Raw genomic sequence first — 23,747 nt, forward strand, 5'->3', positions numbered from 1 at the left:
GAGTCAGAAATCCAGAAATTCGCGTAAATTGGCTTGCAGTTTACGAGTCAGCGGACCAACCGGCCAGGAATGTTCGGCCAGTCGCCTGACCGGCCAGATTCCGTAAAGGCTGTTGCAGAGGAAAACCTCGTCGGCCCGCAGCAACTCGTCGTAATCGACATCGCGAATCGCCAGCGGAATCTTCGCTGCGCGGGCGCGTTCGATGACTTCCGCGCGCATCACACCGGCGACGCCGCAGCGGCCGAGTTCCGCGGTCACCAGTTGGCCGCCGGCGGCGAGGAACAGGTTGCTGAACACACCTTCGACCACCCGCCCGCTCCCGTCACGCATCAGGCCTTCGGCGATCGCCGGATCGCTCCACTCGGCCCGGGCGAGCACCTGTTCGAGTCGATTCAGGTGTTTGAGTCCCGCCAGCAGCGGTTGTTCCGCGAGGCGGGTGGCGCAGGGGAAGATCACCACGCCCTGCTCGGCATTGCCCGGCGGATAGGCCGGCGCGGGGGAGCCAAGGAGGATGCGGCGGACCGGCGCGTCGGCGGCGATGGCATAGCCGCGCAGCCCGTCGCCACGGGTCAGCAGCAGCTTGGCCACGCCCTCGTTGAGGGTCGCGCAGAAGGCCAGCAGCTCCTGCTCGATGAGGTCGAGGGGCAGCGGCAGGCGCAAGCGCCGGCCGCCCTCCCCGATCCGTGCCAGGTGCCGCGCCAGCAGGCGCGGCTTGCCGGCACGCACGGCGATCGTCTCGAACAGCCCGTCGCCGTATGCCAGGCCGCGATCACGCACGGACAGGCCATCGGCCGGGCTGCCGTCGACCCAGCTCAGCATCAGCCGTGGAACCTGCGAAACACCAGCGAGCCGTTGGTTCCACCGAAACCGAAGGAGTTGGACACCGCGACGTCCAGCGCGCGCGACTTGGCTTCGTGCGGCACCAGGTCGAGGTCGCAACCTTCGTCCGGCTGGTCGAGGTTGATGGTCGGCGGGCAGACCTGATCGCGCAGCGCGAGGATGCTGAAGATCGCTTCCACGGCACCGGCGGCGCCGAGCAGGTGGCCGGTCATCGACTTGGTGGAGCTCATCGACAGGCGATAGGCATGCTCGCCGAAGATCGACTTCACCGCGGCGATCTCGGCGATGTCGCCGGCCGGCGTGGAAGTACCGTGGGCGTTGATGTAGTCGACCTCGTCCGGGTTCATGCCGGCATCGCGCAGGGCCGCCTTCATGCAGCGCGCCGCGCCGGCGCCGTTCTCCGGCGGTGCGGTCATGTGGTAGGCGTCGCCGCTCATGCCGAAACCGACCAGCTCGGCATAGATGTGCGCGCCGCGCGCCCGGGCGTGCTCCAGTTCTTCCAGCACCACGGCGCCGGCGCCATCGGAAAGCACGAAGCCATCGCGGTCCTTGTCCCAGGGACGGCTGGCACGGGCGGGATCATCGTTGCGGGTGGACAGCGCGCGCGCCGCCGCGAAGCCGCCGATGCCCAGGCCGCAGGCGGCCATCTCGGCGCCGCCGGCAACCATCACGTCCGCGTCGCCATAGGCGATGTTGCGCGCAGCCATGCCGATGTTGTGGGTGCCGGTGGTGCAGGCGGTGGTGATGGCGTAGTTGGGTCCCTGCAGACCAAGGTTGATCGACAGGAATCCGGAAACCATGTTGATGACGGAGCCGGGCACGAAGAACGGCGAGATGCGCCGCGGGCCCTGCTCGAACAGCGAACGGCAGGTGTTCTCGATGTTGGTCAGACCACCGATGCCCGAGCCCATGGCCACGCCGATGCGTTCACGGTTGGCGTCGGTGACTTCCAGGCCGGAATCGCGCACCGCCTGGTAACTGGCGGCCAGGCCGTACTGGATGAACAGGTCGAGCTTGCGAGCTTCCTTGACGGACATGTATTGCTCGACGTCGAACCCCTTCACCGAACCACCGAAGCGGGTGGAATAGGCAGAGAGATCCATGTGCTCGAGCGGGGCGATGCCGCTGCGGCCGGCGAGAACACCTTCCCAGCTGCTTCGCACATCCACACCCAGGGGCGTGAGCATGCCCATGCCAGTAACGACGACGCGTCTACGCGACACTACGACTTCCTCTTGTTCGATTTCACGGCAGTGGCGCCGGAACGCGATTGCTGGTTCCGGCGCTAAAGAAAAGCCGCACGCCCTTCACAGGCCGTGCGGCTTCTTCCGTCGGGAAAGGACGACTAATTATTGCTGGTGGGCAACGATGTAGTCGACGGCTTCCTGAACGGTGGTGATCTTTTCGGCTTGCTCGTCCGGGATTTCGGTCTCGAATTCCTCTTCGAGAGCCATCACCAGCTCAACGGTGTCAAGGGAGTCGGCACCCAGGTCTTCGACGAAGGAAGCGCTGTTGGTGACTTCTTCTTCCTTCACGCCGAGTTGCTCAGCGACGATCTTCTTAACGCGTTCTTCGATGGTGCTCATACCTTGTTTTCACTCCTATGGACAATCCGTGCAGCTGGGCTGCGGGTAAGTGTATAGAAAGGGTTTTCCGCATTTCAAGCCGAATGCCAGAACCCTTCGCGCACCCATTTGCTCTGTCTAAACCCAGTTGCGTTTATATAACGGATTTTAGACAGCGCATATGACTCATCCGCGAAGGGTCAGGTCACACATTCAGCTCATGTACATGCCGCCATTCACCGGAACCGTGGCGCCCGTGACATAGGCAGCGCCGTCGGAAGCGAGGAATGCTACCACTTTGGCGATCTCTTCTGCTTGTCCCAGTCGACCCAGCGGAATCTGTCCGAGCAGCGCCTCGCGCTGCGCTTCCGGCAGTTCGCGAGTCATGTCGGTGTCGATGAAGCCCGGCGCCACCGCGTTGACGGTGATCGAACGGGAGCCCACTTCGCGCGCCAGCGCCCGGGTGAAGCCCTCAAGACCGGCTTTCGCCGCCGCATAGTTGCTCTGCCCGGCGTTGCCCATGGCACCCACCACCGAACCGATGTTGATGATGCGACCCCAGCGAGCCTTGGTCATGCCGCGCAGCACGGCTTTCGACAGACGGTAGAGGCTGTTGAGGTTGGTGTTGATGACGTCGAACCACTCGTCGTCCTTCATGCGCATCAGCAGGTTGTCGCGGGTGATGCCGGCATTGTTGACCACGATCAGCGGCTGGCCAAGGTGCTGCTGGATGTGTTCGAGGGTGGAGGCGACCGATTCGTCGTTGGAGACGTCCAGCACCAGGCCGGCGCCCTCGATGCCGTTCTCCTTCAGGTATTCGGCGATCTTCTCGGCGCCCGACGCACTGGTGGCGGTGCCGATGACAACGGCGCCCATGCGCCCCAGTTCCAGAGCGATCGCCTGACCGATGCCGCGGCTCGCGCCGGTGACCAGAGCAACCTTACCTTGCAGACTCATGTCTCTTTCCTCCTGTTCAAGCCAGAGCCGCACGGGCAGCCGCAAAGGCGTCCGCGGAGTCCAGGTTGTGGGTCGTCACGCCCTTGGCGCAACGCTTGTTCAAGCCGGCCAGCACCTTGCCCGGGCCGCATTCGACCAGGTCGGTGACGCCTTTTTCCGCGAGCAGCTGGACGCTCTCGACCCAGCGCACCGGGCTGTAGAGCTGCGCCAGCAGATCGCGCTTGAGGGTCGGCAGGTCAGCCGCCACCTGGGCGCTGACGTTCTGCACCAGGGCGATCTGCGGCTGCTGCCATTCGATCGCCTCGACGGATTCGGCGAAACGCTCGGCCGCCGGCTTCATCAGCACACAGTGCGACGGCACGCTGACCGCCAGCGCCATGGCGCGCTTGGCGCCACGCGCCTTGCACGCCTCGATGGCGCGATCCACGGCCCTGGCGGCGCCGGCGATCACGACCTGGCCCGGCGCGTTGAAGTTCACCGGGCTGACCACTTCGCCCTGGGCGGCTTCGGCACAGGCAGCGGCCACGTCGGCATCGTCCAGACCGAGGATTGCGGCCATGCCACCAGTACCGGCCGGCACGGCTTCCTGCATCAGCTGGCCGCGGCGCTCCACCAGTTTCACCGCAGCGGCGAACGGCAGGCTGCCGGCAGCCACCAGCGCGGAGTACTCGCCCAGGCTATGGCCGGCGACGAACGCAGGAGCGGCGCCGCCCTCGCTCTGCCACAGACGCCACAGGGCGATGGAGGCGGCAAGAATGGCCGGCTGGGTCTTGTCGGTCTGGTTCAGGCGCTCTTCCGGGCCTTCCTGCACCAGCGCCCAGAGGTCATAGCCCAGGGCATCGGAAGCTTCGCCGAAGGTTTCGCGCACGATGGCGTGCTGAGCGCCCTGGTCGGCGAGCATGCCGATCGACTGCGAACCTTGGCCGGGGAAAACGAATGCGCGGGATGCGGACATTGCAACGGGTCCCTATTGTCTGTTTCGTCTGAAGGGGAAACGCCGGCATAGCCTGGCGCAACGGACTGACAGTTGGATGACGGCCTGCCAACCGTGGTCACATCATCGGGGCGCCCTCAAAGCAGATGCTCCAGGCGCCCATGCAGGCGCTGCGGCAGATTCTCCCGTACCTCGACCAGCGCACGGCGCAGCGCACTCTTGAAACCATCCTCGCCCGCACTGCCGTGGCTCTTCACCACGATGCCCTGCAGGCCGAGGAAACTCGCCCCATTATGCTGCGCCGGCGTCAGATCGGCACGCAGGCGGCGCAACAGCGGCATCGCCACCAGGCCGACGGCCCGCGCCGGCAGACTGGACGCGAACAGGGTTTCCAGCCGCGAAGCGATCATCGCCGCCAGCCCTTCGCTGGACTTCAGCAGGATGTTGCCGACGAAACCGTCGCACACCACCACATCGGCCAGGCCACGGTAGAGGCCATCGCCCTCGATATAGCCGATGTAATTCAGCCCCTTGGCCTTCTGAAGCAGGTTCGCGGCCAGCTTCACCTGCTGGTTGCCCTTGATGTCCTCGGTACCGACATTCAGCAGGGCGACCCGCGGCCACTCCTTGCCCAGCGCCTCGGCGGCGACCGCCCCCATCACGGCGAACTGGTAGAGGTGCTCGGCACTGCAGTCGACATTCGCCCCGAGATCGAGCAGATGGCAACTGCCGGTCTCGGTCGGCACGGCCGTGACCATCGCCGGACGGTCGATCCCCGGCAGGGTCTTCAGCAGGTAGCGCGACAATGCCATCAGCGCGCCGGTGTTGCCCGCGCTGACGCAGGCCTGGGCCGTGCCGTCGCGAACCATTTCCAGGGCGATGCGCATCGAGGAATCGGGCTTGCCGCGCAGAGCCTGTGACGGACGCTCGTCCATCGCGATGACTTCGCTGGCGTGGTGAATATGCAGGCGCTGACGGTCGGCCGCTGGAAGTCGGGCGGTCAGTTCTTCGAGGAGCGGAGCGTGGCCGACGAGGACCAACTGCGGGGAGGGATGCTCGGCCAGGAAGGAAATGCAGGCCGGAACAATGCAGTGGGGACCGTAGTCCCCACCCATTGCATCAATCGCGATGATTGGTGCAGACAAGGATTACTCGTCGGAGCCCTTGTCGATGACCTTGCGACCGCGATAGAAACCGTCCGGGGAGACGTGGTGGCGCAGGTGAACTTCACCGGTGCTCTTTTCCACGGACAGAGCGTTCGCTTCCAGCGCATCGTGGGAACGACGCATATCGCGAGCGGAACGGGACTTTTTGTTCTGCTGAACAGCCATGATTGATTAACTCCTAAACGTTTGGGTCACGCTTCAACTGCGCCAGTACGCTGAACGGGTTGGGACGCTCTTCCTCGTTCTCGCTCGGCTCGGGCGCTGCTGCAAATCCCGCCGGATGCTGGCATTCCTCAGGGTCATGGGCCGGAACGATGGGCAAGGCGAGCAACAGCTCATCCTCGACCAGAGGCGGCAGGTCGAGGGGGTCCTCCCCCACTTCCAGCACATCGTATCCCTTCGGCAGCCCCTCGGCAGACTGGCCTTCCCAGAGGATGGCGAAGTCGGACTCGCCAACGACCCTGAAGGTCGCCGGCTCGAGGCAGCGTTGGCATACCATGCTCACCTCGGCGTCTACGGAGACATGCATGACCGCCAGCTTCTGCTCGTCGCGGAAGAAGGAGAACTTCGCCCGGACATTGCCGTCGCTGCTGGTCAACTGCTCGCAGACCCGCGGCATCTTGGCGAGCGGAAGCTCACCCTCGAGGGTGGCTTCGCGCTCTACCAGTTTGCGCGGATCGACGTGAGGTGGTATCGGCCCATTCAACATAAGCGCGCCATTATAGGGATGCACCTGCACCTGTCAAAGGAAATTAGCCATAAGCCGCTGTGCGGACAGCTCTTTTCGCTAGAATCGGCGACCCATGAAGGAGATTCGCCATGCTGCCACTGGTCCTCGCCTCCAGCTCGCCCTATCGCCGCGAACTGCTGCAACGCCTGCGCCTGCCATTCGTCAGCGCCAGCCCGGATATAGACGAAAGCCCGCTCCCCGGGGAAAGCGCCGACCGACTGGTGCGCCGCCTCGCCGAAGCCAAGGCCCGAGCGCTCGCGGCGGACTATCCCGAACACCTGATCATCGGTTCGGACCAGGCCGCCGTCCAGGGCTCGACGATACTCGGCAAACCCCACCGACTGGAGCGCGCCACCGAACAACTGCTGGCCGCCAGCGGCTCCAGTGTCAGCTTCCTCACCGGACTGGCCCTGCTCAACACCCGCAGCGGGCAATGCCAGGTGGACTGCGTTCCGTTCACCGTGCACTTCCGCGAACTCGACGAGGCGCGCATCCGCCGCTACCTGGAAGCCGAGCAACCCTTCGACTGCGCCGGCAGCTTCAAGGCGGAAGGCCTGGGCGTCAGCCTGTTCCGCGCCACCGAGGGCGAGGACGCCACCAGCCTGGTCGGCCTGCCGCTGATCCGCCTGGTGGACATGCTCCTCGCCGAAGGCGTGCAAATCCCCTGAAATGCGAAAGCCCGGCCAGGCCGGGCTTCCAGGACCGCAACGACTCAGCGCAAGGCCGGTCCCTGCCAGCCCATCCACAGGGCGAGGCGCTCGGCAACGCTGGCGCCGAGTTTCTTGGCGAAGCGATCGAAAGGCGTTTCCTGGATGGTGTAGTCCACCACCTCCTTCTCCTTGATCACCTCGCGCGCCACGTAGCTGGTGTTGCCCAGCCCGTCGATCAACCCAAGTTGCAGCGCCTGCTCGCCGGACCAGATCAGGCCGGAGAACAGCTCGGGATGCTCCTTGTCCTTCAGCCGATCGCCACGCCCCTTCTTCACGCTGTCGATGAACTGCTTGTGCGTGGTGTCCAGCACACCCTGCCAGAAGCGGGTCTCCTCCTCCTTCGGCGGCTGGAACGGATCGAGGAACGCCTTGTGCTCGCCGGAGGTATAGACGCGGCGATCGACGCCCAGTTTCTCCATGGTGCCGACGAAACCGAAGGTCGCCGCCGTCACCCCGATGGAGCCGACCAGGCTGGCCTTGTCGGCGTAGATCTGGTCCGCCGCGCTGGCGATGTAGTAGGCACCGGACGCCCCCAGGTCGCTGATGACCGCATAGACCCTGGTATCCGGATGCTCACCACGCAGGCGCTTGATCTCGTCATATATATAGCCGGACTGCACCGGACTCCCGCCCGGGCTGTTGATGCGCAGGACGATGCCCTTGGTGCCCTTGTCCTCGAAGGCGGTGCGCAGCGCACCGACGACATTGTCGGCGCTCGCCGGCTCGTCGTCGGCGATCATGCCCTTCACCTCGATCAGCGCCGTGTGGCTGCCGCTGCGCGAGGCGGACTTGGAAACCCCGCCCCAGGGACCGAACAGCGCCAGTGCGGCGAACAGGTAGAAGAACGTCAGCAGCTTGAAGAAGATTCCCCAGCGCCGCGCCCTCCGCTGCTCCTGGACGCCGGCCAGCACAGCCTTCTCCAGCAGCTTCCAGCTCTTGTCGTCACCCGCCCTGGGTTCCTCGGCCTTCCATTCATCCGACATGCTCGCTCACCTCGACTCGCGACGTTACGACACGCCCGGCCAGCCAGGCGCGCAACTCGTTGAAATGCTCGACTTCCAGCGCCGGCGCGAATTCGCGCAGAACCTCCAGCGACTGGGCACCGTAGCCCACCGCCACGGAGTCCATGCCTGCACGCCGCGCCATCTCCAGATCGAACGGGGAATCGCCGACCATCAGCGCCCGCTGCGGAGCCACCCGGCAGTGCGCCAGGATCTCATGCAGCATGCGCGGATCCGGCTTGCTCGCCGACTCGTCGGCGGCGCGGGTGATATCGAAGAAATCGCTCCAGCCCTGCCCCGCCAGGACCCGGTCGAGGCCGCGACGGCTCTTGCCGGTCGCCACCGCCAGGCGATAGCCCGCCTCGCGGAACTCCACCATCGCCTCGGCGACGCCCGGGAACAGCCGCGACGGCTGCTGCTCGAGAAATAGATAGTGCTCGCTGTAGTCACGCCGGAACCGCGCCAGCGCATCGCCCTCTTCCACCTCGGGATAGAGCGTCTGGATCGCTTCCGGCAGACCCAGGCCGATGATGCCCTTGATGGCCGCATCGCTGCGCACCGGCAGCGCGGAATTGACCGCCGCCACCTTCATCGACTCGACGATGCGTCCGATGGAGTCGACCAGCGTGCCATCCCAGTCGAAGATCAGCAGGGAATACTCACGCATCCAGGCGCTCCAGCGTACGCGCCCACATCTCGTCGACCGGCGCCTCCAGTTCGAGCACCGAACCATCCGGCATCGGCACGCGCAGATGGGCGGAATGCAGGAACAGGCGCTTGCCGCCCAGTTCGCGGATCTCGCGGGAGAAGTCCTCGTCGCCGTATTTCGGGTCGCCGGCGATCGAATGCCCGGCATGCTTGGCATGCACGCGGATCTGGTGGGTACGCCCGGTGATCGGCCGCGCCTCGACCAGGGTGGCGAAATCGCCGAAGCGGCGCAGCACCTTGAATTCGGTCAGCGCGTCCTTGCCTTCCACGTTCACTTCCACCATGCGCTCGCCGGAACGCAGGTTGTTCTTCATCAGCGGCGCACGGATCTGCTTCTTCGCCGCCGGCCAGCTGCCGCGCACCAGCGCGTGGTAGCGCTTGTCCACCGCATGCTCGTTGCGCAGCGCCTCGTGCAGATGGCGCAGCATGCTGCGCTTCTTGGCGATCATCAGCAGGCCGGAAGTATCCCGGTCCAGGCGATGCACCAGCTCCAGGTCCTTGGCCTCGGGACGCAACTGGCGGAACGCCTCGATCACCCCGTAGCTCAGGCCGCTGCCGCCATGTACGGCGATGCCGGCGGGCTTGTTGATCACCAGCAGCGCCTTGTCTTCGTAGACGATGGCGGCTTCCAGGCGCTCCAGCAGCCCCTGCGCCAGCGGCGCCGGCTCGTCGCGCTCGGCCAGGCGCAGCGGCGGCACGCGCACCACGTCGCCGGCCTGCAGCTTGTATTCGGGCTTGATCCGCCCCTTGTTCACACGCACCTCGCCCTTGCGGAGAATGCGATAGATCAGGGTCTTGGGCACGCCCTTGAGCTGAGTACGGAGGAAATTGTCGATACGTTGGCCGGCGTATTCCGGCGCAACTTCCAGCATTTGCACACCGGAAGTCGGAGAGGCGGGAGTTGTCATCTGCGCATAATAACAATTTTTCATTCAATTGAAGCACTTAATCATTGCTGCTATAGTCGGGGACGCCGCCCAAAGCGGCTGGGCCTGCAGATGGGCGCGAATTCGCCATCTCCACCGCCTGCAAACACATTGAACGGACGCGAGGCAGTCCAGCGAAGCGTCGGTATGCCGAAGGGGCAATTCCCCCGCCACCGACGATTCGGAACCCAAGCTTCGAGCCTGACGCACGGCCGCCCCGGCAGCCGTGAAAAAGCCAACCCGCTCTCGGATTCTGCGAGCGGCACCCGATTCTTAAGGGAAACGTGCAGGGTGGAGATGCACAACGGTCGGATCGCGTAGCTTTCATGCATTGATCCAAGACGCACTTCTCGTCCGCCTCCGACAGTTGATTCCTCCTCCTGATTGAATGCTTGTTTCATGACAGCAAGCAGGAAACGTAGTCGCGGCACCGGCATCTTCCGCCGAACGCTGCTGGACACGGGAATGGTCCGCCGTTCCTGAGTACGTACCTGAGCACCGACCGTGAGAGAGTCGTGTGTGCCGATTGCCGTTTCCGGTGGCCCCGGAAACCATTGGTACTACATGAAAAGAATGCTGATCAACGCGACTCAACCCGAAGAGTTGCGTGTAGCGCTGGTCGATGGCCAGCGGCTGTTCGACCTGGACATCGAGTCCGGCGCCCGCGAACAGAAGAAGGCCAACATCTACAAAGGCCGCATCACCCGCATCGAACCCAGCCTTGAAGCCGCCTTCGTCGACTTCGGCGCAGAGCGCCACGGCTTCCTCCCCCTCAAGGAAATCTCCCGCGAATACTTCAAGAAGAACCCCGAAGGGCGCATCAACATCCGTGATGTGCTGAGCGAGGGCCAGGAAGTCATCGTCCAGGTCGAGAAAGAGGAACGCGGCAACAAGGGCGCCGCCCTCACCACCTTCATCAGCCTCGCCGGCCGCTACCTGGTGCTGATGCCGAACAACCCGCGCGCCGGCGGCATTTCCCGCCGCATCGAAGGCGAAGAGCGCAACGAACTGCGCGAAGCCCTGAACGGCCTGAACGTGCCGGGCGACATGGGCCTGATCGTGCGCACCGCGGGCCTCGGCCGCAGCTCCGAAGAGCTGCAGTGGGACCTCGACTACCTGCTGCAACTCTGGGGCGCCATCAAGGAAGCCTCCGGCGAGCGCGGCGCGCCCTTCCTGATCTACCAGGAAAGCAACGTCATCATCCGCGCCATCCGCGACTATCTGCGGCAGGACATCGGCGAAGTGCTGATCGACAGCATCGACGCCCAGGAAGAAGCGCTGAACTTCATCCGCCAGGTCATGCCGCAGTACGCGAGCAAGGTGAAGCTGTACCAGGACAGCGTCCCGCTGTTCAACCGCTTCCAGATCGAGAGCCAGATCGAAACCGCCTTCCAGCGCGAAGTGAAGCTGCCGTCCGGCGGCTCCATCGTCATCGATCCGACCGAAGCCCTGGTCTCCATCGACATCAACTCGGCGCGCGCCACCAAGGGCGGCGACATCGAGGAAACCGCGCTGCAGACCAACCTGGAAGCGGCCGAAGAGATCGCCCGCCAGCTGCGCCTGCGCGACATCGGCGGCCTGATCGTCATCGACTTCATCGACATGACCCCGGCGAAGAACCAGCGCGCCGTGGAAGACCGGGTGCGCGAAGCCCTGGAAGCCGACCGCGCGCGCGTCCAGGTCGGCCGCATCTCGCGCTTCGGCCTGCTGGAGATGTCCCGCCAGCGCCTGCGTCCGTCCCTCGGCGAAACCAGCGGCATCGTCTGCCCCCGTTGCAATGGACAGGGCATCATCCGTGACGTCGAATCCCTGTCGCTGGCCATCCTGCGCCTGATCGAGGAAGAAGCCCTGAAGGACCGCACCGCGGAAGTCCGCGCCCGCGTTCCGTTCCAGGTCGCCGCCTTCCTGCTCAACGAGAAGCGCAACGCCATCACCAAGATCGAGCTGCGCACCCGTGCGCGCATCTTCATCCTGCCGGACGATCACCTGGAAACTCCGCACTTCGAAGTGCAGCGCCTGCGCGACGACAGCCCCGAGCTTCTCGCTGGCCAGACCAGCTATGAAATGGCCGTGGTCGAGCACGAGGAAGTCCAGCCGATCAGCTCCACCCGCACCCTGGTTCGCCAGGAAGCGGCGGTCAAGACCGTTTCGCCGGAGCGCCCCGCTCCGCAGCAGGTCGAGCAGCCGCAGCCGGTCGAGGCGCCCAAGCCGATGCCCGAGCCAAGCCTGTTCCAGGGCCTGGTGAAGTCGCTGGTCAGCCTGTTCGCCGGCAAGGAACAGCCCAAGCCGGCACCGGTCGTCGAGAAGCCTGCCGCCGAACGCACCGGCAGCCAGGAAGAGCGCCGCGGCCGCCAGCAGAACCGTCGCCGCGATGGCCGTGAAGGCGGTCGCCGCGATGACGAACGCAAGCCGCGTGAAGAGCGTGGCGAACGCCGCCGCGAGGAACGCGCCGAGCGTCCGGCCCGCGAGGAGCGTCAGCCGCGTGAAGAGCGCGCCGAACGTCCCGCCCGCGAGGAACGCCAGCCGCGTGAAGAACGCGCCGAGCGTCCCGCCCGCGAAGAGCGTCAGCCGCGCGAGGAACGAGCCGAACGCCCGGCCCGCGAAGAACGCCAGCCGCGTGAAGAGCGCGCCGAGCGTCCTGCCCGCGAAGAGCGCCAGCCCCGTGAAGAGCGTGCCGAACGCCCTGCTCGCGAAGAACGCCAGCCCCGTGAAGAGCGTCAACCGCGCGAAGAACGTGGCGAGCGCCGCGAGCGTGGCGAACGTCCGCCGCGCGAGGAACGCCAGCCGCGTGAAGAGCGCCAGGCCCGCGAAGCCGTTGCCCAGGAAGCCGAGGAGTTGCCGAACGAGGAACTGCTGGAGCAGCAGGACGAAATGGAAGGCGCCGATGGCGAACGTCCGCGTCGCCGCTCCCGTGGCCAGCGTCGTCGCAGCAACCGTCGCGAGCGTCAGCGCGAAGCCGGCGGCGAGTTCATCCAGGGCGAAGGCGAGGCGGAAGCCGCTGCCGGCACCCCGGAAAGCCTGGCCATCGCCGCTGCGGCAGCCTCCGCGGTGGTAGCCGCCGAGGCGATCGCCCCGACCAGCGAGGAGCAACCGGCAGCGGAAGCCCCGGCAGAACAGGCTGAGCAGCCGGAAGCTGTTGCCGCAGTCGAGGAAGTTCGTACCGATAGCGCGGTCGAGCAGGCGGTGGAGTTCACCCTGCAAGCGAGCGAGCGAGCCCCCGTCGCTCCGGTCGAGGTCATTCTCGAAGAAGTCCCGGTCGTGGCCGAGCAGGAGCCCGCTCCTGTCGTCGAGGCCCAGGTTGAAGCCGAAGCCGCTCCAGCCGTGGAACAGCCGGCACGCCCCGCGGCCACCGGCGGCCGTGCGCCCAACGATCCGCGCGAGAAACGCCGTCTGCAGCGCGAAGCCGAGCGCCTGGCCCGTGAAGCAGAGGCCGCTGCGGCAGCCGCCGCTGCCGCCCCGGTAGCCGTCGAGGCTGTGCAGCCGACCGAAGCCGAGCAGCCGGCGGAAGTGGCAGCCGAGCCCGCCGTTCAGGCCGAAGAGGCAGTCGTAGCCGAAACCGCGCCTGCCGAGGTCGAGCCCGCTCACGAGCAGCCGGCGGAAGTCGCCCAGCCCGAGGCTGAAGTGGCTGAAGCGGCCCCTGCCAGCGATGAAGCGACCGAAGCGGAGAAGACCGACGAGCAGCCCGAAGAAGGCGTCGTCGAGAAGCACCACAGCTGATCCTTCGGCGCAACGAAAAAGGGGATGCCTCGGCATCCCCTTTTTCATGCTTCGCGAAAAGTACGAAGTCTCGCTAACAGCACCCGCCAGTGGCGGAGCTCAGTAGAGATTCGGCTCCATCTCCAGCTCGACGCCGAAGCGCTCGAGAATGTCGGCGCGGATGCGCCGGGCCAGGGCGTGCAGCTGCGCGCCGGTGGCGCCGCCGTAGTTCACCAGCACCAGCGCCTGCAGGGCATGCACGCCCGCCGCGCCTTCCCGGTAGCCCTTCCAGCCGGCCTTGTCGATCAGCCAGCCTGCCGCGAGCTTCACCAGGCCATCCGCCTGCGGGTAGGCCACCAGGTCCGGATGACGCTCGCGCAGACGCCGGGCGCATTCGCCGGAAACCAGTGGATTCTTGAAGAAGCTCCCGGCATTGCCGAGCACCGCCGGATCGGGAAGCTTCTCGCGGCGGATCGCGCAGATGACCCGCGCCACATCGGCCGGCCGAGGCGCGGAAATCCCCTCCTCCTCCAGGCGCTGCCGCACGGGACCGTAGTCCAGATGCAGGCTGGCCTTGCGCGACAGGGCGAAGCGCACGCGCAGGATCAGCCAGCGCCCCTGCTCGCGCTTGAAGCGGCTGTCGCGGTAGGCGAAGTCGCAGTCCGGCAGGGCGAATTCGCGCAACGCCCCGCTCTGCCGGTCCAGCGCGACCAGGCTGGCGAACACGTCCTTCAGCTCGACGCCGTAGGCACCGATGTTCTGCATCGGCGCGGCGCCGACGGTGCCGGGGATCAGGCTGAGGTTCTCCAGCCCGGCCAGCCCCTCGGCGAGGCTCCAGCGGACGAAGGAGTCCCACTCCTCCCCGGCTTCCGCCTCGACCACCACCCGTTCGCCATCGTCGGACAGGATGCGGATGCCACGGCTGGCCATGCGCATGACCAGGGCGTCGACGTCGCGGGTCAGCAGCAGGTTGCTGCCGCCGCCGATGACCATCAGCGGCACGCCGCGCTCGGCCGCCAGGGCCAGGCCCTGGCGTACCTCGCCGTCGTCGTGGGCCTCGGCGAACAGCCGCGCGCGCACGTCGACGCCGAAGGTGTTGTAGGGTTTCAGCGAAACGTTGTCGCGCAGGACCAGGCTCACAGGCGCCCCTTCAGTTCGACCAGCAGGCCGTCGCAGGCCTGCTCGATCAGGTCGAGCACCTGTTCGAAGCCGGACTCGCCGCCATAGTAGGGATCGGGCACCTCATCCAGCGCAGCCTGGTAGCGGCGCAGGAACAGGTCCAGCTCGGCGCCTTCCGCTCCGCCACGCAGGCGCTGCAGGTCGGCCAGGTTGGCGTGATCCATCGCCAGGATCAGGTCGAAGCGGGAGAAGTCCACCGCGCCCACCTGCCGCGCGCGCAGGGCCGACAGGTCATAGCCGCGGCGCATGGCCGCCACGCGGGTGCGCGGGTCGGGCGCCTTGCCCACGTGCCAGTCGCCGGTGCCGGCGGAATCGATATGGATGACATCCTCCAGGCCGGCTTCGCGCACCTTGTGGCGCAGCACGGCCTCGGCGGTGGGCGAACGGCAGATGTTGCCCAGGCAGACGAACAGGACGCGCATCAGGCCCCCAGGATGCGCCGCACGCGCTCGAGGTCTTCCGGTGTATCGACGCCGGCCTGCGGCGCCTCCAGGGCGTCGGCCACGTGGATGCGCACGCCGTGCCAGAGCGCGCGCAGCTGCTCCAGGCATTCGGTGTCTTCCAGCCAGCACGGGCCCCAGGCTACGAAATCGCGCAGGAAGCGCGCGCGATAGGCATAGATGCCGATGTGTCGGCGATAAGGGACGCCGGCCGGCAGCAGGTCGCGGCTGGCGGCGAGGGCGTCGCGCGCCCACGGCAGGGTGGCGCGGCTGAAGGTCAGCGCCAGGCCGTTGCAGTCGCTGACGACTTTGACGATGTTCGGATTGAACAGCGCCGCGACCTCGTGGATCGGTTCGGCCAGGGTGGCGATGCCGGCCTCCGGGTGGGCGGCGAGATTGCCGGCCACCTGGTCGATGATCGACGGCGGGATCAGCGGCTCGTCGCCCTGGACGTTGACCACTATGGCGTCGTCGGCCAGGCCCAGCGCATCGGCGACTTCCGCCAGGCGATCGGTGCCGGAATTGTGGTCGGCGCGGGTCAGCAGCGCCTGGGCGCCGAAGCCCTCGCAGGCCTCGCGGATGCGCGCATCGTCGGTGGCGACCACCACCTGGGTGGCGCCGCTCCTGCGCGCCTGTTCCCAGACGTGCTGGATCATCGGTTTGCCGGCGATGTCCTGCAGCGGCTTGCCGGGCAGGCGGGTGGAGGCGTAGCGGGCGGGAATTACGACAGTGAAGGCGTTGCTCATCGGTGCTGCTCGGCTCGCTCGCGGTTACTTGTCCAGGCGTTCGTCGACGTTCAGGGTGCGGGCTTCGCCTTCGAGCATCACCGGAATCCCGTCGCGCACCGGATAGGCCAGGCCGTCGGCCTTGCAGATCAGTTCGGATTTGTCGTCGGCCAGCTTCAGCGGCCCCTTGCACAGCGGGCAGGCGAGAATGTCGAGGAGTTTCGGGTCCATGGTCGGAGTCCTTGGAAAGCAGGGGCAGCGGGGCTGCCTGTCAGCGCGCGGCGAGACGCTCGAGCTGGGCGTCGAACCAGGCGACGAAGGCCGGGGAAGGCTGCGCGTCGACGGCGAGGTACCACCAGTCGGGAGCGGCGAAGGCCCGGCATTTCACCGCGTCCTTCTCGGTCATCAGCAGCGGCAGTGGCGGACTGAATTGCAGCTGTCCGGCGTCATAGGCTGCGTGGTCGGGGAAGACATGCGGAATCGGCCGCCAGTGTAGCGCCTCGAGCGTCGCGAAGAAACGCTGCGGGTTGCCGATGCCGGCCAGCGCGTGCACGGCCTGCCCGGGGGGGAAACGGTCGAGTGCGGCAGTCTCGCCGGACGCCAGGTTGACCAGCCGGGTCGGCTGCAGGACGAAGGAGAAGCCATCCGCCGGATCGCTGGCGGCGCCGTTGTGCAGCACCGCGTCGACCTCCGCCAGGCGCTCGGCCGGCTCGCGCAGCGGCCCGGCCGGCAGGCAGCGGCGATTGCCCAGCCCGCGGGCGGCGTCGATCAGCACCAGCTCCAGATCCCGCGCCAGGCGGTAGTGCTGCAGGCCGTCGTCGCAGAGGATCAGGTCCAGCGGCTCTTCGGCCAGCAGCGCCTGCACGGCACGTGGGCGGTCCGGGTCGATCATCAGCGGCACGCCGCTGCGCTGTACGATCATCAGCGGCTCGTCGCCCGCCTCGCCCGCCTGCTGGTCCGCGCGCACGCGCCAGGGATAGGCCGGCGGTTTCGCCCCGTAGCCACGGCTGACCACGCCCACCCGCAGCCCACGGGAGCGGCAATGCTCGATCAGCCAGAGGATCATCGGCGTCTTGCCGGTACCGCCAACGGTGATGTTGCCGACCACCAGGACCGGCACCGGCGCGCGGTAGGCCTCGCGCTGCCCGGACAGGAACGCCGCGCGCTTGCGCCTGGCCACCGAGCGGTACAGCCACTCCAGCGGGCGCAGCAGCGCCAGCGCCGGATGGCCGCGGTACCAGGCGTCGAGCAGGCGGTCGGCGAAAGCCATCAGGGCTTGTCCGCCTGGGCCTCGACGGTGGTGATGCGCAGGTGCGAGAAGCCGAGCTTGCCGGCCGCATCCATGGCGGTGACCACCGACTGGTGGGTGGTCTTGCCGTCGGCGGTGATCACCACCGGCAGGCTGTTGTCGCCGTCCGACTCCTTCTGCATGGCCGCCATCAGGGTCGACAGGTCGCTGCGGGCGAGCACCTGGCCGTTCAGCGAATAGTGGCCCTGGGTGTCGATGGCCAGCTCCAGCTGCCTGATCTCGGTGGCCTCCGGCGGCGTGCCGCTGACCGCCTCGGGCAGCTCGACCTTGAGCTGCGACGGCTTGGTGAAGGAGGTGCTGACCACGAAGAACAGCAGCAGCACGAAGATCACGTCGATCAGCGAGGTCAGGTTGAGGAACACGTCGTCACGCGCGGCGCTCCCCGCTCTGCGGCGGAACTTCACGCTTTGCCATCCTCGGCGTAGTCGACCTCGCGGTCGCCCTGCACCACTTCCACCAGCTTGATCGCTTCCTGTTCCATGGCCACCACCAGCTCATCGATGCGGCGCAGCAGGTAGCGGTGGAAGAACACGGCGGGAATCGCCACGATCAGGCCGGCCGCGGTGGTGACCAAGGCCTTGGAAATACCGCCGGCGAGCATCGGCGCATTGGCCATGCCGTCGCGCATGAACGCGCTGAAGATGTCGATCATGCCGAACACCGTACCGAGCAGACCCAGCAACGGAGACATGGCGGCGATGGTGCCGAGGGCGTTCAGGTAGCGCTCCAGCTCGTGGATGACGCGCGACGCGGCCTCCTCGATGCACTCCTTCATGATCTCCCGGCCATGCCTGGAATTGGCCAGGCCGGCGGCGAGGATTTCACCCAGCGGCGAGGAGTGCCTGAGCTCCTTGAGGGCCTGGCTGTTCATCTTCTTCGCCTTGATCTGCTTCCAGACCTGCCCCAGCAGCTGGGGCGGCGCCACCCTGCTCAGGCGCAGCGTCCAGAGCCGCTCGGCGATGATGGCGGTGGCCGCGATGGAGCTCAGAATGATCGGCAGCATCATCCAGCCGCCGGCTTTTACCAGTTCCCACACAGTGGCGAATTCCCCAAGAAAAAAGTCGCGACACTCTAGCACAGGGCTAACCCTGCGCCGACCGCCGCGGTTCTCATTTTTCCCGCCAGAAGCGAGGCACTGCGCGGGCTGCATGCGCTGGCTGGCGGGCCCCGAGGAGGATCCTCAGGCCGCCTTCCGCCGCCGTATCGTGGATGGCGATGCCGGAATCGCGGACCCGCTGCACGACCAGCGGATGGGGATGGCCGTAGGGATTGTTCATGCCCCGCGAGATGAGGAAGGCGCCGGGCGCCAGGGCGCGCAGGAATCCCGGCCCGGAAGAGCTGCGACTGCCATGGTGGCCGGCCAGCAGCCAGTCCACGTGCGGCCGGGGGTGCGCCGCCAGCCACGCCTGCTCGGCGGCGACCGGCATATCGCCGGTGAGCAAGACGCTCTCGCCCGCGGCCTCGACGCGCAGCACGCAGGAGCGCTCGTTGCTGTCCCGCGCCGCCGGCCAGTGCCAACTGGAGAAATGCACTCCGTCAACCTGCCACTCCTCGTCCCGGCATGGCCCGGCGGCCAGCGCGCGGGGCAGCCGCTCCGGCTCGCCGCTGACCACCCGCGCAGCCGGCACGGCGGCAACCACCGCCTGGGCGCCGCCGGCATGGTCGCTGTCGGCGTGGCTGAGCATCAGCATGTCCAGTTGCGTGATGCCCAGCCCGCGCAGTTCCGGCACCACCACCCGCTCGCCGAGATCGAAGTCGCCGCTGCGCGGGCCGGCGTCGTAGAGCCAGGCATGCCGATGGGTGCGGACCAGCACCGAAAGCCCCTGCCCCACGTCCAGCACCCGCACCTCGGCAAGGCCGAATGCGGGCGCGTCCGGCTGCGGATACAGAACCGGCAGCCACAGCGCGATACCCAGCAGGCGCATGGGCACGCCGGCCGGCAGCAGCATCAGCAGCGCGCCGGCGAGCGCCAGGGCCAGCGCCCAGCCGGGTGCAACCATCGGCTGCCAGGCCGGCGCCAGCCCGGCCATGGCGGCCAGCAGGCGGAAGAGCAGTTCCAGCACCCCGCCGGCGCACCACAGCACACCCTCCCCCAGCCACGGAACAGCCAGCAGCAGGCTGCCGAGCAACGCCATCGGCACCACCAGCAGCTCCACGCAGGGCACCGCGATCAGGTTCGCCAGCATTCCCGTGAAGCTCACCGGCAGCCCGAGCATCAGCAAGGCAGGCGCCAGCCCCAGCGCCATCAGCCATTGCGCGCGGGTCCAGGCGCGCCACCACGACCATTTCCCGAGGCGTCCGGCGAAACCGAGGATCAGCAGCGCCACGGCGCCGAACGACAGCCAGAAGCCTGGCGTCAGGCTGGCCAGCGGGTCGACCAGCAGGAGCAGCGCCAGGGCCGCAAGCAACGGAATCCACAAGCCCAGGTGGCGAAAGCGCAGGCGCCACAGCAGCACCAGTGAAATCATCACGCAGGCCCGCCGGGCCGGCACTTCCAGCCCGGCCATCAGCGCGTAGCCCCAGGCGCCGCAGACCGCCAGCGCGCACGCGCAGGGCAGCCAGGGAAGCCGGGGCGGCCACCAGCCCCGGCGCGACAGCTGCACCACCAGCCCGTAGAGCAGCCCGGCCAGCAGGGAGATGTGCGAGCCGGAAATCACCATCAGGTGCATGGTTCCGGTGTCCTGCAGGATCTGCCAGTCCCGCCGCCCGAGTCCCGAGCCATCGCCCAGCACCAGCGCCGCCAGCGCGGCGGAGCGGCCGTTGGCATCCACCGCCAGCAGGCGCTGCCGCCAGGATTCGCGCCACGCCGCCGGACCACTGGCGGCCTGCAGCCGTTCGCCGACCTTGACGCTGCCGGTGGCACCGATGCGCCGGGCGGTCAGCCAGGCCTCGTAGTCGAAGCCGAACTGGTTGACCAGCCCGCGCGCCCGCTTCAGCCGCACCGCCAGCCGCCAGCGCTCGCCACCCTGCACCCGCGGCCCGCCGTGCCACGACAGGCGCATGCGGCGTGGCAGCGGCACGCGGGCGCCGCCGATATCCTCCAGTTCGAAACGCACTCCGTCGGGCGAAACGTCCGGCAGGCCGGCGACCCGGCCTTCCAGCCAGAGGGTGCTGCCATCGAGGCTTTTCGACAGGCGGTCAGCCAGCGTCCAGTGCGCCGACAGGCAGGCCCAGGCGAAGCCCAGCAGGAACAGCCCCAGCCAGCCGCGACGCCTGCCCAGCAGCGGAAATGCCGCGGCAGACAGCAGCGCCAGAGCCCACAGTGGCGGCAACGCAGGCAGAAAGCGCAGGACGAGCAGCCCGAGCGCCAGCGCGATCATCCCTGAACGCATCGACAGCTTCCCTCGCGGAGCAACCGGGCGACAGCCGCCGCCGGTTACACCGAGTCATAAATGCGGATCAACGGTGCTCGTCAGCTAGGCATAATGACCCATTTCTGTCTGTCAGGGATTTCCCCCATGCCGCGCCGACTTTTCAAGCGCTACATGCCCGATCCGCAGGTGATCAGGGAACACAAGGGCCTGCGCTTCCTCGGTCCGCTGATCCATTCGCCCAATCTCTGGCACCTGAATCGCCACTCGGTGTCGCGGGCCATGGGCATGGGACTGTTCGCCGCCTTCGTGCCAATTCCCATGCAGATGCTGCTGGCGGCGAGCCTGGCGATCTGGGCCCGGGCCAACCTGCCGATCTCGGTGGGGCTGGTCTGGCTGACCAATCCGATCACCATGCCGCCGGTGTTCTACTGCACCTACAAGATGGGCGCCTGGCTGATGCAGGTCCCGCCGCGGACGCTGCCGGAGAACCTGACCTGGGAATGGATCTGCGACGAGCTGTCGACGCTGTGGCAGCCGTTCCTGCTCGGCTCGCTGGTCTGCGGCGTGCTGATCGGGGTGTTCGCCTATTTCCTGACCATGGGCTACTGGCGCTGGTGGATCGGCCGCAACTGGCGGCGGCGGCAGACGGTGCGCGGCACGAAGCAGGGCTGAAGTGCTTCAGTCGCTGAGCATCGCACTCAGTACGGCACGCAGCTTGCCCGGCTTGACCGGTTTGTTCAGCAACGGAACGCCAAGGCGCTGCAGGGCGCGGCGGCATTCGTCGGTGCGGTCGGCGGTGATCATCACGGCGGGCAGGTCGGTGGCGAAGTGCTCGCGCAGGGCGCTCACCACCTGGCAGCCGGTGGTGCCATGGTCGAGGTGGTAGTCGGCGAGGATGGCCTCCGGCGCGCGCCCGCCGAGCACGGCGAGTGCGCCATCCAGGTCAGTGGCGGCAAGCACTTCGCAGCCCCATTGGCCGAGCAGCGCGGACATGCTGTAGAGGATCGCTTCCTCGTTGTCCACCACCAGCAGGCGCCGGCCGGGCAAGGGGTCGCCGGTCGAAGGGCGCGGGCTGGCTTCGCTGGCCGGCGGCGCGGGGGCCTCGTCGGCCAGCGGCACTTCGATGGAGAACACCGAGCCGCGTCCTGGCACCGAGCGCACTTCGACGCGATAGCCGAGGATGCCGGCGATGCGGTCGACGATTGCCAACCCGAGGCCGACGCCCCGGCGCTCGGCGGCGCGACCGACATCGAGCTGGTTGAATTCGCGGAAGATCGCCTGCAACTGGTCGGCCGGAATGCCCCGGCCGCTGTCCCACACCTCCAGGCGCAGCTTGTCGCCCCGCCTGCGCCCGCCGAGCAGTACGGCGCCACGTTCGGTGTAGCGACAGGCATTGCTGAGGAAGTTGCGCAGGATGCGCGAGAGCAGGCGCACGTCGGTGCGCACCGCCTGGCGCGGGATGCGCACACGCAGTTGCAGGCCGGAGGAGCGCGCCACGCCGTCGAATTCCGAGGTCAGCGGGCCGAGCAGTTCGTCGAGGTGGTGATTGTCCAGGTCCGGGCGGATCGCGCTCTGGTCCAGGCGGGCGATTTCCAGCAGGTCGGTGAGCAGCGTTTCCGCGCCTTCCAGAGCCTGGTGGGTGCGCTCCACCAGCAGTTGCTCGGCCGCCGGCAATTGCCGCTCGCGCAGGGTATCCACCAGCAGGCGCGCGGCGTTGAGCGGTTGCAGCAGGTCGTGGCTGGCGGCGGCCAGGTACTTGTCCTTGCTGTTGTTGGCGGCCTCGGCGGCGTCGCGGGCCTCGCACAGCTGCTGGTTGAGCGCTACCAGCTCGCGGGTTCGCGCGGCGACGCGCTGCTCCAGTTCCTCATTGAGGGTCTGCAGGCGCTGCTGGGCCTGGATGCGCTCGGTGATGTCGGCGACGAAGCCTTCCACCAGTCCCTCTTCGTCGGGCTTGATGAGCAGGTTCATCAGCACGTCGACATGGCTGCCGTCCTTGCGCAGCAGACGGGTTTCATAACCGAACAGCCCACCTCGCTCCTGCAGCAGCGTCCGGATGCGGCGCATCTCCGCCTCGCCGTCGACGAACAGATGGCTGGCCATGTCCTTCAGGGTCCACAGCACCTGCTGCGGGTCGGTGTAGCCGAGCATCCGCGCCAGCGCCGGGTTGGCCGCGCGCAGGCCATGGTTGAGGCTGGCCTGGAAGATGCCGTGCACGGCGTGCTCGAACAGCCATTTGTAGCGGTTGCGCTCGGTCTCCAGCTCTTCCAGGCGCGCCAGCAGCTCCGGGTAATGGCTCTTGCGCGCGGAATGGCTGCCGAGGCCGAGAAGGCCGGTCAGCGCATCCTGCTGCTCGTCAGAGGGCCTCGCCATAAACCACCTCGACGTCTCGCTGGCTCGACTCGCGCGGGTTGGTGAGGATGCACGGGTCCTGCATGGCATGGCGCGAGAGGAAGGGAATGTCCGAACTGCCGACGCCATGCAGGCCGAGGGTTTCGTGGAAGCCGACGGTGCGCTTGAGTTCGATCAGGTGTTCCACCAGGCGCAGGCGGATCTGCGCATGGTTGAGGCCCCGGCAGTCGATGCCGAAGGTCTCGGCGATGACCTTGAAGCGCTCCGGCGCGGCGCTGTAGTTGAAGGCCACCACGTGCTCCACCAGCACCGCGTTGCACAGCCCGTGCGGCAGATCGAGGAAGCCGCCGAGACTGTGCGACATGGCGTGTACCGCGCCGAGGATGGCGTTGGAAAAGGCCAGCCCGGCCTGCATGCTGCCGAGCATGATCTTCTCGCGCAGGGCGATGTCGTCGGGATTGGCGATCATCTGCACCAGGTTGCCGTCGATCAGGCGCATGGCTTCCAGCGCGTGGGGATCGGTGAGCGGCCCGTGGCCGGTGGAAACGAACGCCTCGATGGCGTGCACCAGGGCGTCGATGCCGGTGCAGGCGGAGAGGAACGGGTCCATGGTCAGGGTGGTTTCCGGGTCGATCAGCGACACATCGGGCACCACCGCCTTGCTGACCACGGAGAACTTCATGCGCTCGTCCTGGTTGGAAATGATGACGAACTGGGAAACGTCCGCCGAGGTGCCGGCGGTGGTCGGGATGAGGATCAGCGGCGGGCTCGGCACGCGGATCTTGTCCACCCCCTCGAACTCGAGAATGCTGCGCCCGTGTGCGACGACGATGCCGATGCCCTTGGCGCAGTCCATCGGGCTGCCACCGCCGACCGCGACGATGACGTTGCAGCCCTGGCTGCGGTAGACCTCGGCGCCGAGCATGACTTCCTCGACGCGCGGGTTGGGCGACACATTGGTGTAAACGCAGTAGTCGATGCCCTGCTCGCTCAGGCTGTGCTCGATATCGGCTACCCAGCCGGCGGCGACGACGCCGGGATCGGAGACCAGCAGGACCCTGCGGGCGCCGAAGGTTTTCGCGTAATTGGCAACGCTGTGCCGGCAGCCGGCGCCGAAGATGATTTCCGGCGAAACGAATTTGCGCAGCTGGCTGAGGTCGTGATTCATCTGACGGACCATTCTTATTTTTATCGGAAT

The 23,747-nt window shown here is 67.2% G+C and carries 24 protein-coding genes; 3 read left to right on the forward strand and 21 right to left on the reverse strand.

The window, feature by feature from the left end:
- Positions 1 to 3: 3 nt before the first annotated feature.
- From pabC to BLR75_RS26035, 8 genes are all read right to left on the reverse strand, one after another.
- Complete coding sequence (pabC, locus tag BLR75_RS26000) at positions 4 to 819, reverse strand: aminodeoxychorismate lyase (protein ID WP_084315354.1); 816 nt, start codon at positions 817 to 819, stop codon at positions 4 to 6.
- Positions 819 to 2,063, reverse strand: coding sequence for a beta-ketoacyl-ACP synthase II (fabF, locus tag BLR75_RS26005; RefSeq protein ID WP_084315352.1), 1,245 nt, complete (start codon positions 2,061 to 2,063; stop codon positions 819 to 821). Before fabF ends, pabC begins: the two co-directional genes overlap by 1 nt.
- 126 nt (positions 2,064 to 2,189) lie before the next feature.
- A complete protein-coding gene (acpP, locus tag BLR75_RS26010) occupies positions 2,190 to 2,426 on the reverse strand; it encodes an acyl carrier protein (RefSeq protein WP_084315350.1) in 237 nt (78 codons plus the stop codon).
- A gap of 192 nt (positions 2,427 to 2,618) precedes the next feature.
- Positions 2,619 to 3,362: a 3-oxoacyl-ACP reductase FabG gene (gene fabG / locus BLR75_RS26015; RefSeq protein ID WP_084315348.1), complete on the reverse strand. Its 744-nt coding sequence runs from the start codon at positions 3,360 to 3,362 to the stop codon at positions 2,619 to 2,621.
- A 16-nt stretch (positions 3,363 to 3,378) separates the two neighbouring features.
- Positions 3,379 to 4,317, reverse strand: a complete 939-nt coding sequence (fabD, locus tag BLR75_RS26020; RefSeq protein WP_084315346.1) for an ACP S-malonyltransferase — start codon at positions 4,315 to 4,317, stop codon at positions 3,379 to 3,381.
- Positions 4,318 to 4,433: 116 nt separating this feature from the next.
- A complete protein-coding gene (plsX, locus tag BLR75_RS26025; protein WP_084315344.1) occupies positions 4,434 to 5,441 on the reverse strand; it encodes a phosphate acyltransferase PlsX in 1,008 nt (335 codons plus the stop codon).
- A 3-nt stretch (positions 5,442 to 5,444) separates the two neighbouring features.
- Complete coding sequence (gene rpmF, locus BLR75_RS26030) at positions 5,445 to 5,627, reverse strand: 50S ribosomal protein L32 (protein ID WP_007160601.1); 183 nt, start codon at positions 5,625 to 5,627, stop codon at positions 5,445 to 5,447.
- Positions 5,628 to 5,640: 13 nt separating this feature from the next.
- Positions 5,641 to 6,171: a YceD family protein gene (locus BLR75_RS26035; RefSeq protein WP_084315342.1), complete on the reverse strand. Its 531-nt coding sequence runs from the start codon at positions 6,169 to 6,171 to the stop codon at positions 5,641 to 5,643.
- Between the two features lie 110 nt (positions 6,172 to 6,281).
- Between BLR75_RS26035 and BLR75_RS26040 the strand changes: the two genes are divergently transcribed.
- A complete protein-coding gene (locus BLR75_RS26040) occupies positions 6,282 to 6,860 on the forward strand; it encodes a Maf family protein (protein ID WP_084315340.1) in 579 nt (192 codons plus the stop codon).
- A gap of 44 nt (positions 6,861 to 6,904) precedes the next feature.
- Here the strand turns inward: BLR75_RS26040 and sppA are convergent, their stop codons facing one another.
- The 3 genes from sppA to rluC are packed head-to-tail and all read right to left on the reverse strand — an operon-like array spanning position 6,905 to position 9,519.
- Entirely contained in the window at positions 6,905 to 7,885 is a 981-nt protein-coding gene (sppA, locus tag BLR75_RS26045; RefSeq protein WP_084315338.1) for a signal peptide peptidase SppA, read from the reverse strand.
- Positions 7,875 to 8,570: an HAD-IIIA family hydrolase gene (locus BLR75_RS26050; protein ID WP_084315336.1), complete on the reverse strand. Its 696-nt coding sequence runs from the start codon at positions 8,568 to 8,570 to the stop codon at positions 7,875 to 7,877. Before BLR75_RS26050 ends, sppA begins: the two co-directional genes overlap by 11 nt.
- A complete protein-coding gene (gene rluC / locus BLR75_RS26055; RefSeq protein WP_084315334.1) occupies positions 8,563 to 9,519 on the reverse strand; it encodes a 23S rRNA pseudouridine(955/2504/2580) synthase RluC in 957 nt (318 codons plus the stop codon). Before rluC ends, BLR75_RS26050 begins: the two co-directional genes overlap by 8 nt.
- Before the next feature lie 582 nt (positions 9,520 to 10,101).
- Between rluC and rne the strand changes: the two genes are divergently transcribed.
- Positions 10,102 to 13,254 (forward strand): ribonuclease E, encoded by a 3,153-nt coding sequence (rne, locus tag BLR75_RS26065; protein WP_084315332.1) that lies wholly within the window; start codon positions 10,102 to 10,104, stop codon positions 13,252 to 13,254.
- A gap of 99 nt (positions 13,255 to 13,353) precedes the next feature.
- Here the strand turns inward: rne and murB are convergent, their stop codons facing one another.
- The 8 genes from murB to BLR75_RS26105 all read right to left on the reverse strand — a co-directional run bounded on the left by murB (position 13,354) and on the right by BLR75_RS26105 (position 20,206).
- Positions 13,354 to 14,373: a UDP-N-acetylmuramate dehydrogenase gene (gene murB, locus BLR75_RS26070; RefSeq protein ID WP_084315330.1), complete on the reverse strand. Its 1,020-nt coding sequence runs from the start codon at positions 14,371 to 14,373 to the stop codon at positions 13,354 to 13,356.
- Positions 14,370 to 14,834, reverse strand: a complete 465-nt coding sequence (locus tag BLR75_RS26075) for a low molecular weight protein-tyrosine-phosphatase (protein WP_084315328.1) — start codon at positions 14,832 to 14,834, stop codon at positions 14,370 to 14,372. Before BLR75_RS26075 ends, murB begins: the two co-directional genes overlap by 4 nt.
- Positions 14,834 to 15,598 carry a 3-deoxy-manno-octulosonate cytidylyltransferase gene (gene kdsB, locus BLR75_RS26080; RefSeq protein ID WP_084315327.1) on the reverse strand — a complete coding sequence of 255 codons (765 nt, stop codon included), beginning with the start codon at positions 15,596 to 15,598 and terminating at the stop codon, positions 14,834 to 14,836. Before kdsB ends, BLR75_RS26075 begins: the two co-directional genes overlap by 1 nt.
- A 24-nt stretch (positions 15,599 to 15,622) precedes the next feature.
- Positions 15,623 to 15,808, reverse strand: a complete 186-nt coding sequence (locus BLR75_RS26085) for a Trm112 family protein (protein WP_084315325.1) — start codon at positions 15,806 to 15,808, stop codon at positions 15,623 to 15,625.
- A gap of 40 nt (positions 15,809 to 15,848) precedes the next feature.
- Positions 15,849 to 16,847, reverse strand: coding sequence for a tetraacyldisaccharide 4'-kinase (gene lpxK / locus BLR75_RS26090; protein WP_084315323.1), 999 nt, complete (start codon positions 16,845 to 16,847; stop codon positions 15,849 to 15,851).
- Positions 16,847 to 17,290, reverse strand: coding sequence for an ExbD/TolR family protein (locus BLR75_RS26095; RefSeq protein ID WP_084315321.1), 444 nt, complete (start codon positions 17,288 to 17,290; stop codon positions 16,847 to 16,849). The genes lpxK and BLR75_RS26095 overlap by 1 nt, the downstream gene beginning before the upstream one ends.
- Complete coding sequence (locus tag BLR75_RS26100; protein WP_084315319.1) at positions 17,287 to 17,922, reverse strand: MotA/TolQ/ExbB proton channel family protein; 636 nt, start codon at positions 17,920 to 17,922, stop codon at positions 17,287 to 17,289. Before BLR75_RS26100 ends, BLR75_RS26095 begins: the two co-directional genes overlap by 4 nt.
- Before the next feature lie 73 nt (positions 17,923 to 17,995).
- Positions 17,996 to 20,206: a DNA internalization-related competence protein ComEC/Rec2 gene (locus BLR75_RS26105; protein WP_169720306.1), complete on the reverse strand. Its 2,211-nt coding sequence runs from the start codon at positions 20,204 to 20,206 to the stop codon at positions 17,996 to 17,998.
- Positions 20,207 to 20,344: 138 nt separating this feature from the next.
- Between BLR75_RS26105 and BLR75_RS26110 the strand changes: the two genes are divergently transcribed.
- A complete protein-coding gene (locus tag BLR75_RS26110; RefSeq protein WP_084315315.1) occupies positions 20,345 to 20,872 on the forward strand; it encodes a DUF2062 domain-containing protein in 528 nt (175 codons plus the stop codon).
- 6 nt (positions 20,873 to 20,878) lie between these two features.
- Here BLR75_RS26110 and BLR75_RS26115 read toward each other — a convergent pair whose 3' ends face one another.
- Together BLR75_RS26115 and ercA are read right to left on the reverse strand one after the other, a co-directional pair.
- Positions 20,879 to 22,570, reverse strand: coding sequence for a PAS domain-containing hybrid sensor histidine kinase/response regulator (locus tag BLR75_RS26115; RefSeq protein WP_084315313.1), 1,692 nt, complete (start codon positions 22,568 to 22,570; stop codon positions 20,879 to 20,881).
- Positions 22,554 to 23,717: an alcohol dehydrogenase-like regulatory protein ErcA gene (gene ercA / locus BLR75_RS26120; RefSeq protein WP_084315312.1), complete on the reverse strand. Its 1,164-nt coding sequence runs from the start codon at positions 23,715 to 23,717 to the stop codon at positions 22,554 to 22,556. The genes BLR75_RS26115 and ercA overlap by 17 nt, the downstream gene beginning before the upstream one ends.
- Positions 23,718 to 23,747 lie beyond the last annotated feature (30 nt).

This window comes from Pseudomonas jinjuensis, assembly GCF_900103845.1.
Lineage (GTDB): Bacteria > Pseudomonadota > Gammaproteobacteria > Pseudomonadales > Pseudomonadaceae > Pseudomonas > Pseudomonas jinjuensis.

What these genes read in the sequence shown, in the direction of transcription:
- fabD (WP_084315346.1), bottom strand. Translation starts at nt 4,317, where the DNA reads ATGTCCGCATCCCGCGCATTCGTTTTCCCCGGCCAAGGTTCGCAGTCG.
- ercA (WP_084315312.1), bottom strand. Translation starts at nt 23,717, where the DNA reads ATGAATCACGACCTCAGCCAGCTGCGCAAATTCGTTTCGCCGGAAATC.
- kdsB (WP_084315327.1), bottom strand. Translation starts at nt 15,598, where the DNA reads ATGAGCAACGCCTTCACTGTCGTAATTCCCGCCCGCTACGCCTCCACC.
- rpmF (WP_007160601.1), bottom strand. Translation starts at nt 5,627, where the DNA reads ATGGCTGTTCAGCAGAACAAAAAGTCCCGTTCCGCTCGCGATATGCGT.
- lpxK (WP_084315323.1), bottom strand. Translation starts at nt 16,847, where the DNA reads ATGGCTTTCGCCGACCGCCTGCTCGACGCCTGGTACCGCGGCCATCCG.
- rne (WP_084315332.1), top strand. Translation starts at nt 10,102, where the DNA reads ATGAAAAGAATGCTGATCAACGCGACTCAACCCGAAGAGTTGCGTGTA.
- acpP (WP_084315350.1), bottom strand. Translation starts at nt 2,426, where the DNA reads ATGAGCACCATCGAAGAACGCGTTAAGAAGATCGTCGCTGAGCAACTC.
- BLR75_RS26085 (WP_084315325.1), bottom strand. Translation starts at nt 15,808, where the DNA reads ATGGACCCGAAACTCCTCGACATTCTCGCCTGCCCGCTGTGCAAGGGG.
- BLR75_RS26105 (WP_169720306.1), bottom strand. Translation starts at nt 20,206, where the DNA reads ATGATCGCGCTGGCGCTCGGGCTGCTCGTCCTGCGCTTTCTGCCTGCG.
- BLR75_RS26050 (WP_084315336.1), bottom strand. Translation starts at nt 8,570, where the DNA reads ATGCGTGAGTATTCCCTGCTGATCTTCGACTGGGATGGCACGCTGGTC.
- rluC (WP_084315334.1), bottom strand. Translation starts at nt 9,519, where the DNA reads ATGACAACTCCCGCCTCTCCGACTTCCGGTGTGCAAATGCTGGAAGTT.
- BLR75_RS26110 (WP_084315315.1), top strand. Translation starts at nt 20,345, where the DNA reads ATGCCGCGCCGACTTTTCAAGCGCTACATGCCCGATCCGCAGGTGATC.
- fabG (WP_084315348.1), bottom strand. Translation starts at nt 3,362, where the DNA reads ATGAGTCTGCAAGGTAAGGTTGCTCTGGTCACCGGCGCGAGCCGCGGC.
- BLR75_RS26035 (WP_084315342.1), bottom strand. Translation starts at nt 6,171, where the DNA reads ATGTTGAATGGGCCGATACCACCTCACGTCGATCCGCGCAAACTGGTA.
- pabC (WP_084315354.1), bottom strand. Translation starts at nt 819, where the DNA reads ATGCTGAGCTGGGTCGACGGCAGCCCGGCCGATGGCCTGTCCGTGCGT.
- sppA (WP_084315338.1), bottom strand. Translation starts at nt 7,885, where the DNA reads ATGTCGGATGAATGGAAGGCCGAGGAACCCAGGGCGGGTGACGACAAG.
- BLR75_RS26115 (WP_084315313.1), bottom strand. Translation starts at nt 22,570, where the DNA reads ATGGCGAGGCCCTCTGACGAGCAGCAGGATGCGCTGACCGGCCTTCTC.
- BLR75_RS26075 (WP_084315328.1), bottom strand. Translation starts at nt 14,834, where the DNA reads ATGCGCGTCCTGTTCGTCTGCCTGGGCAACATCTGCCGTTCGCCCACC.
- BLR75_RS26040 (WP_084315340.1), top strand. Translation starts at nt 6,282, where the DNA reads ATGCTGCCACTGGTCCTCGCCTCCAGCTCGCCCTATCGCCGCGAACTG.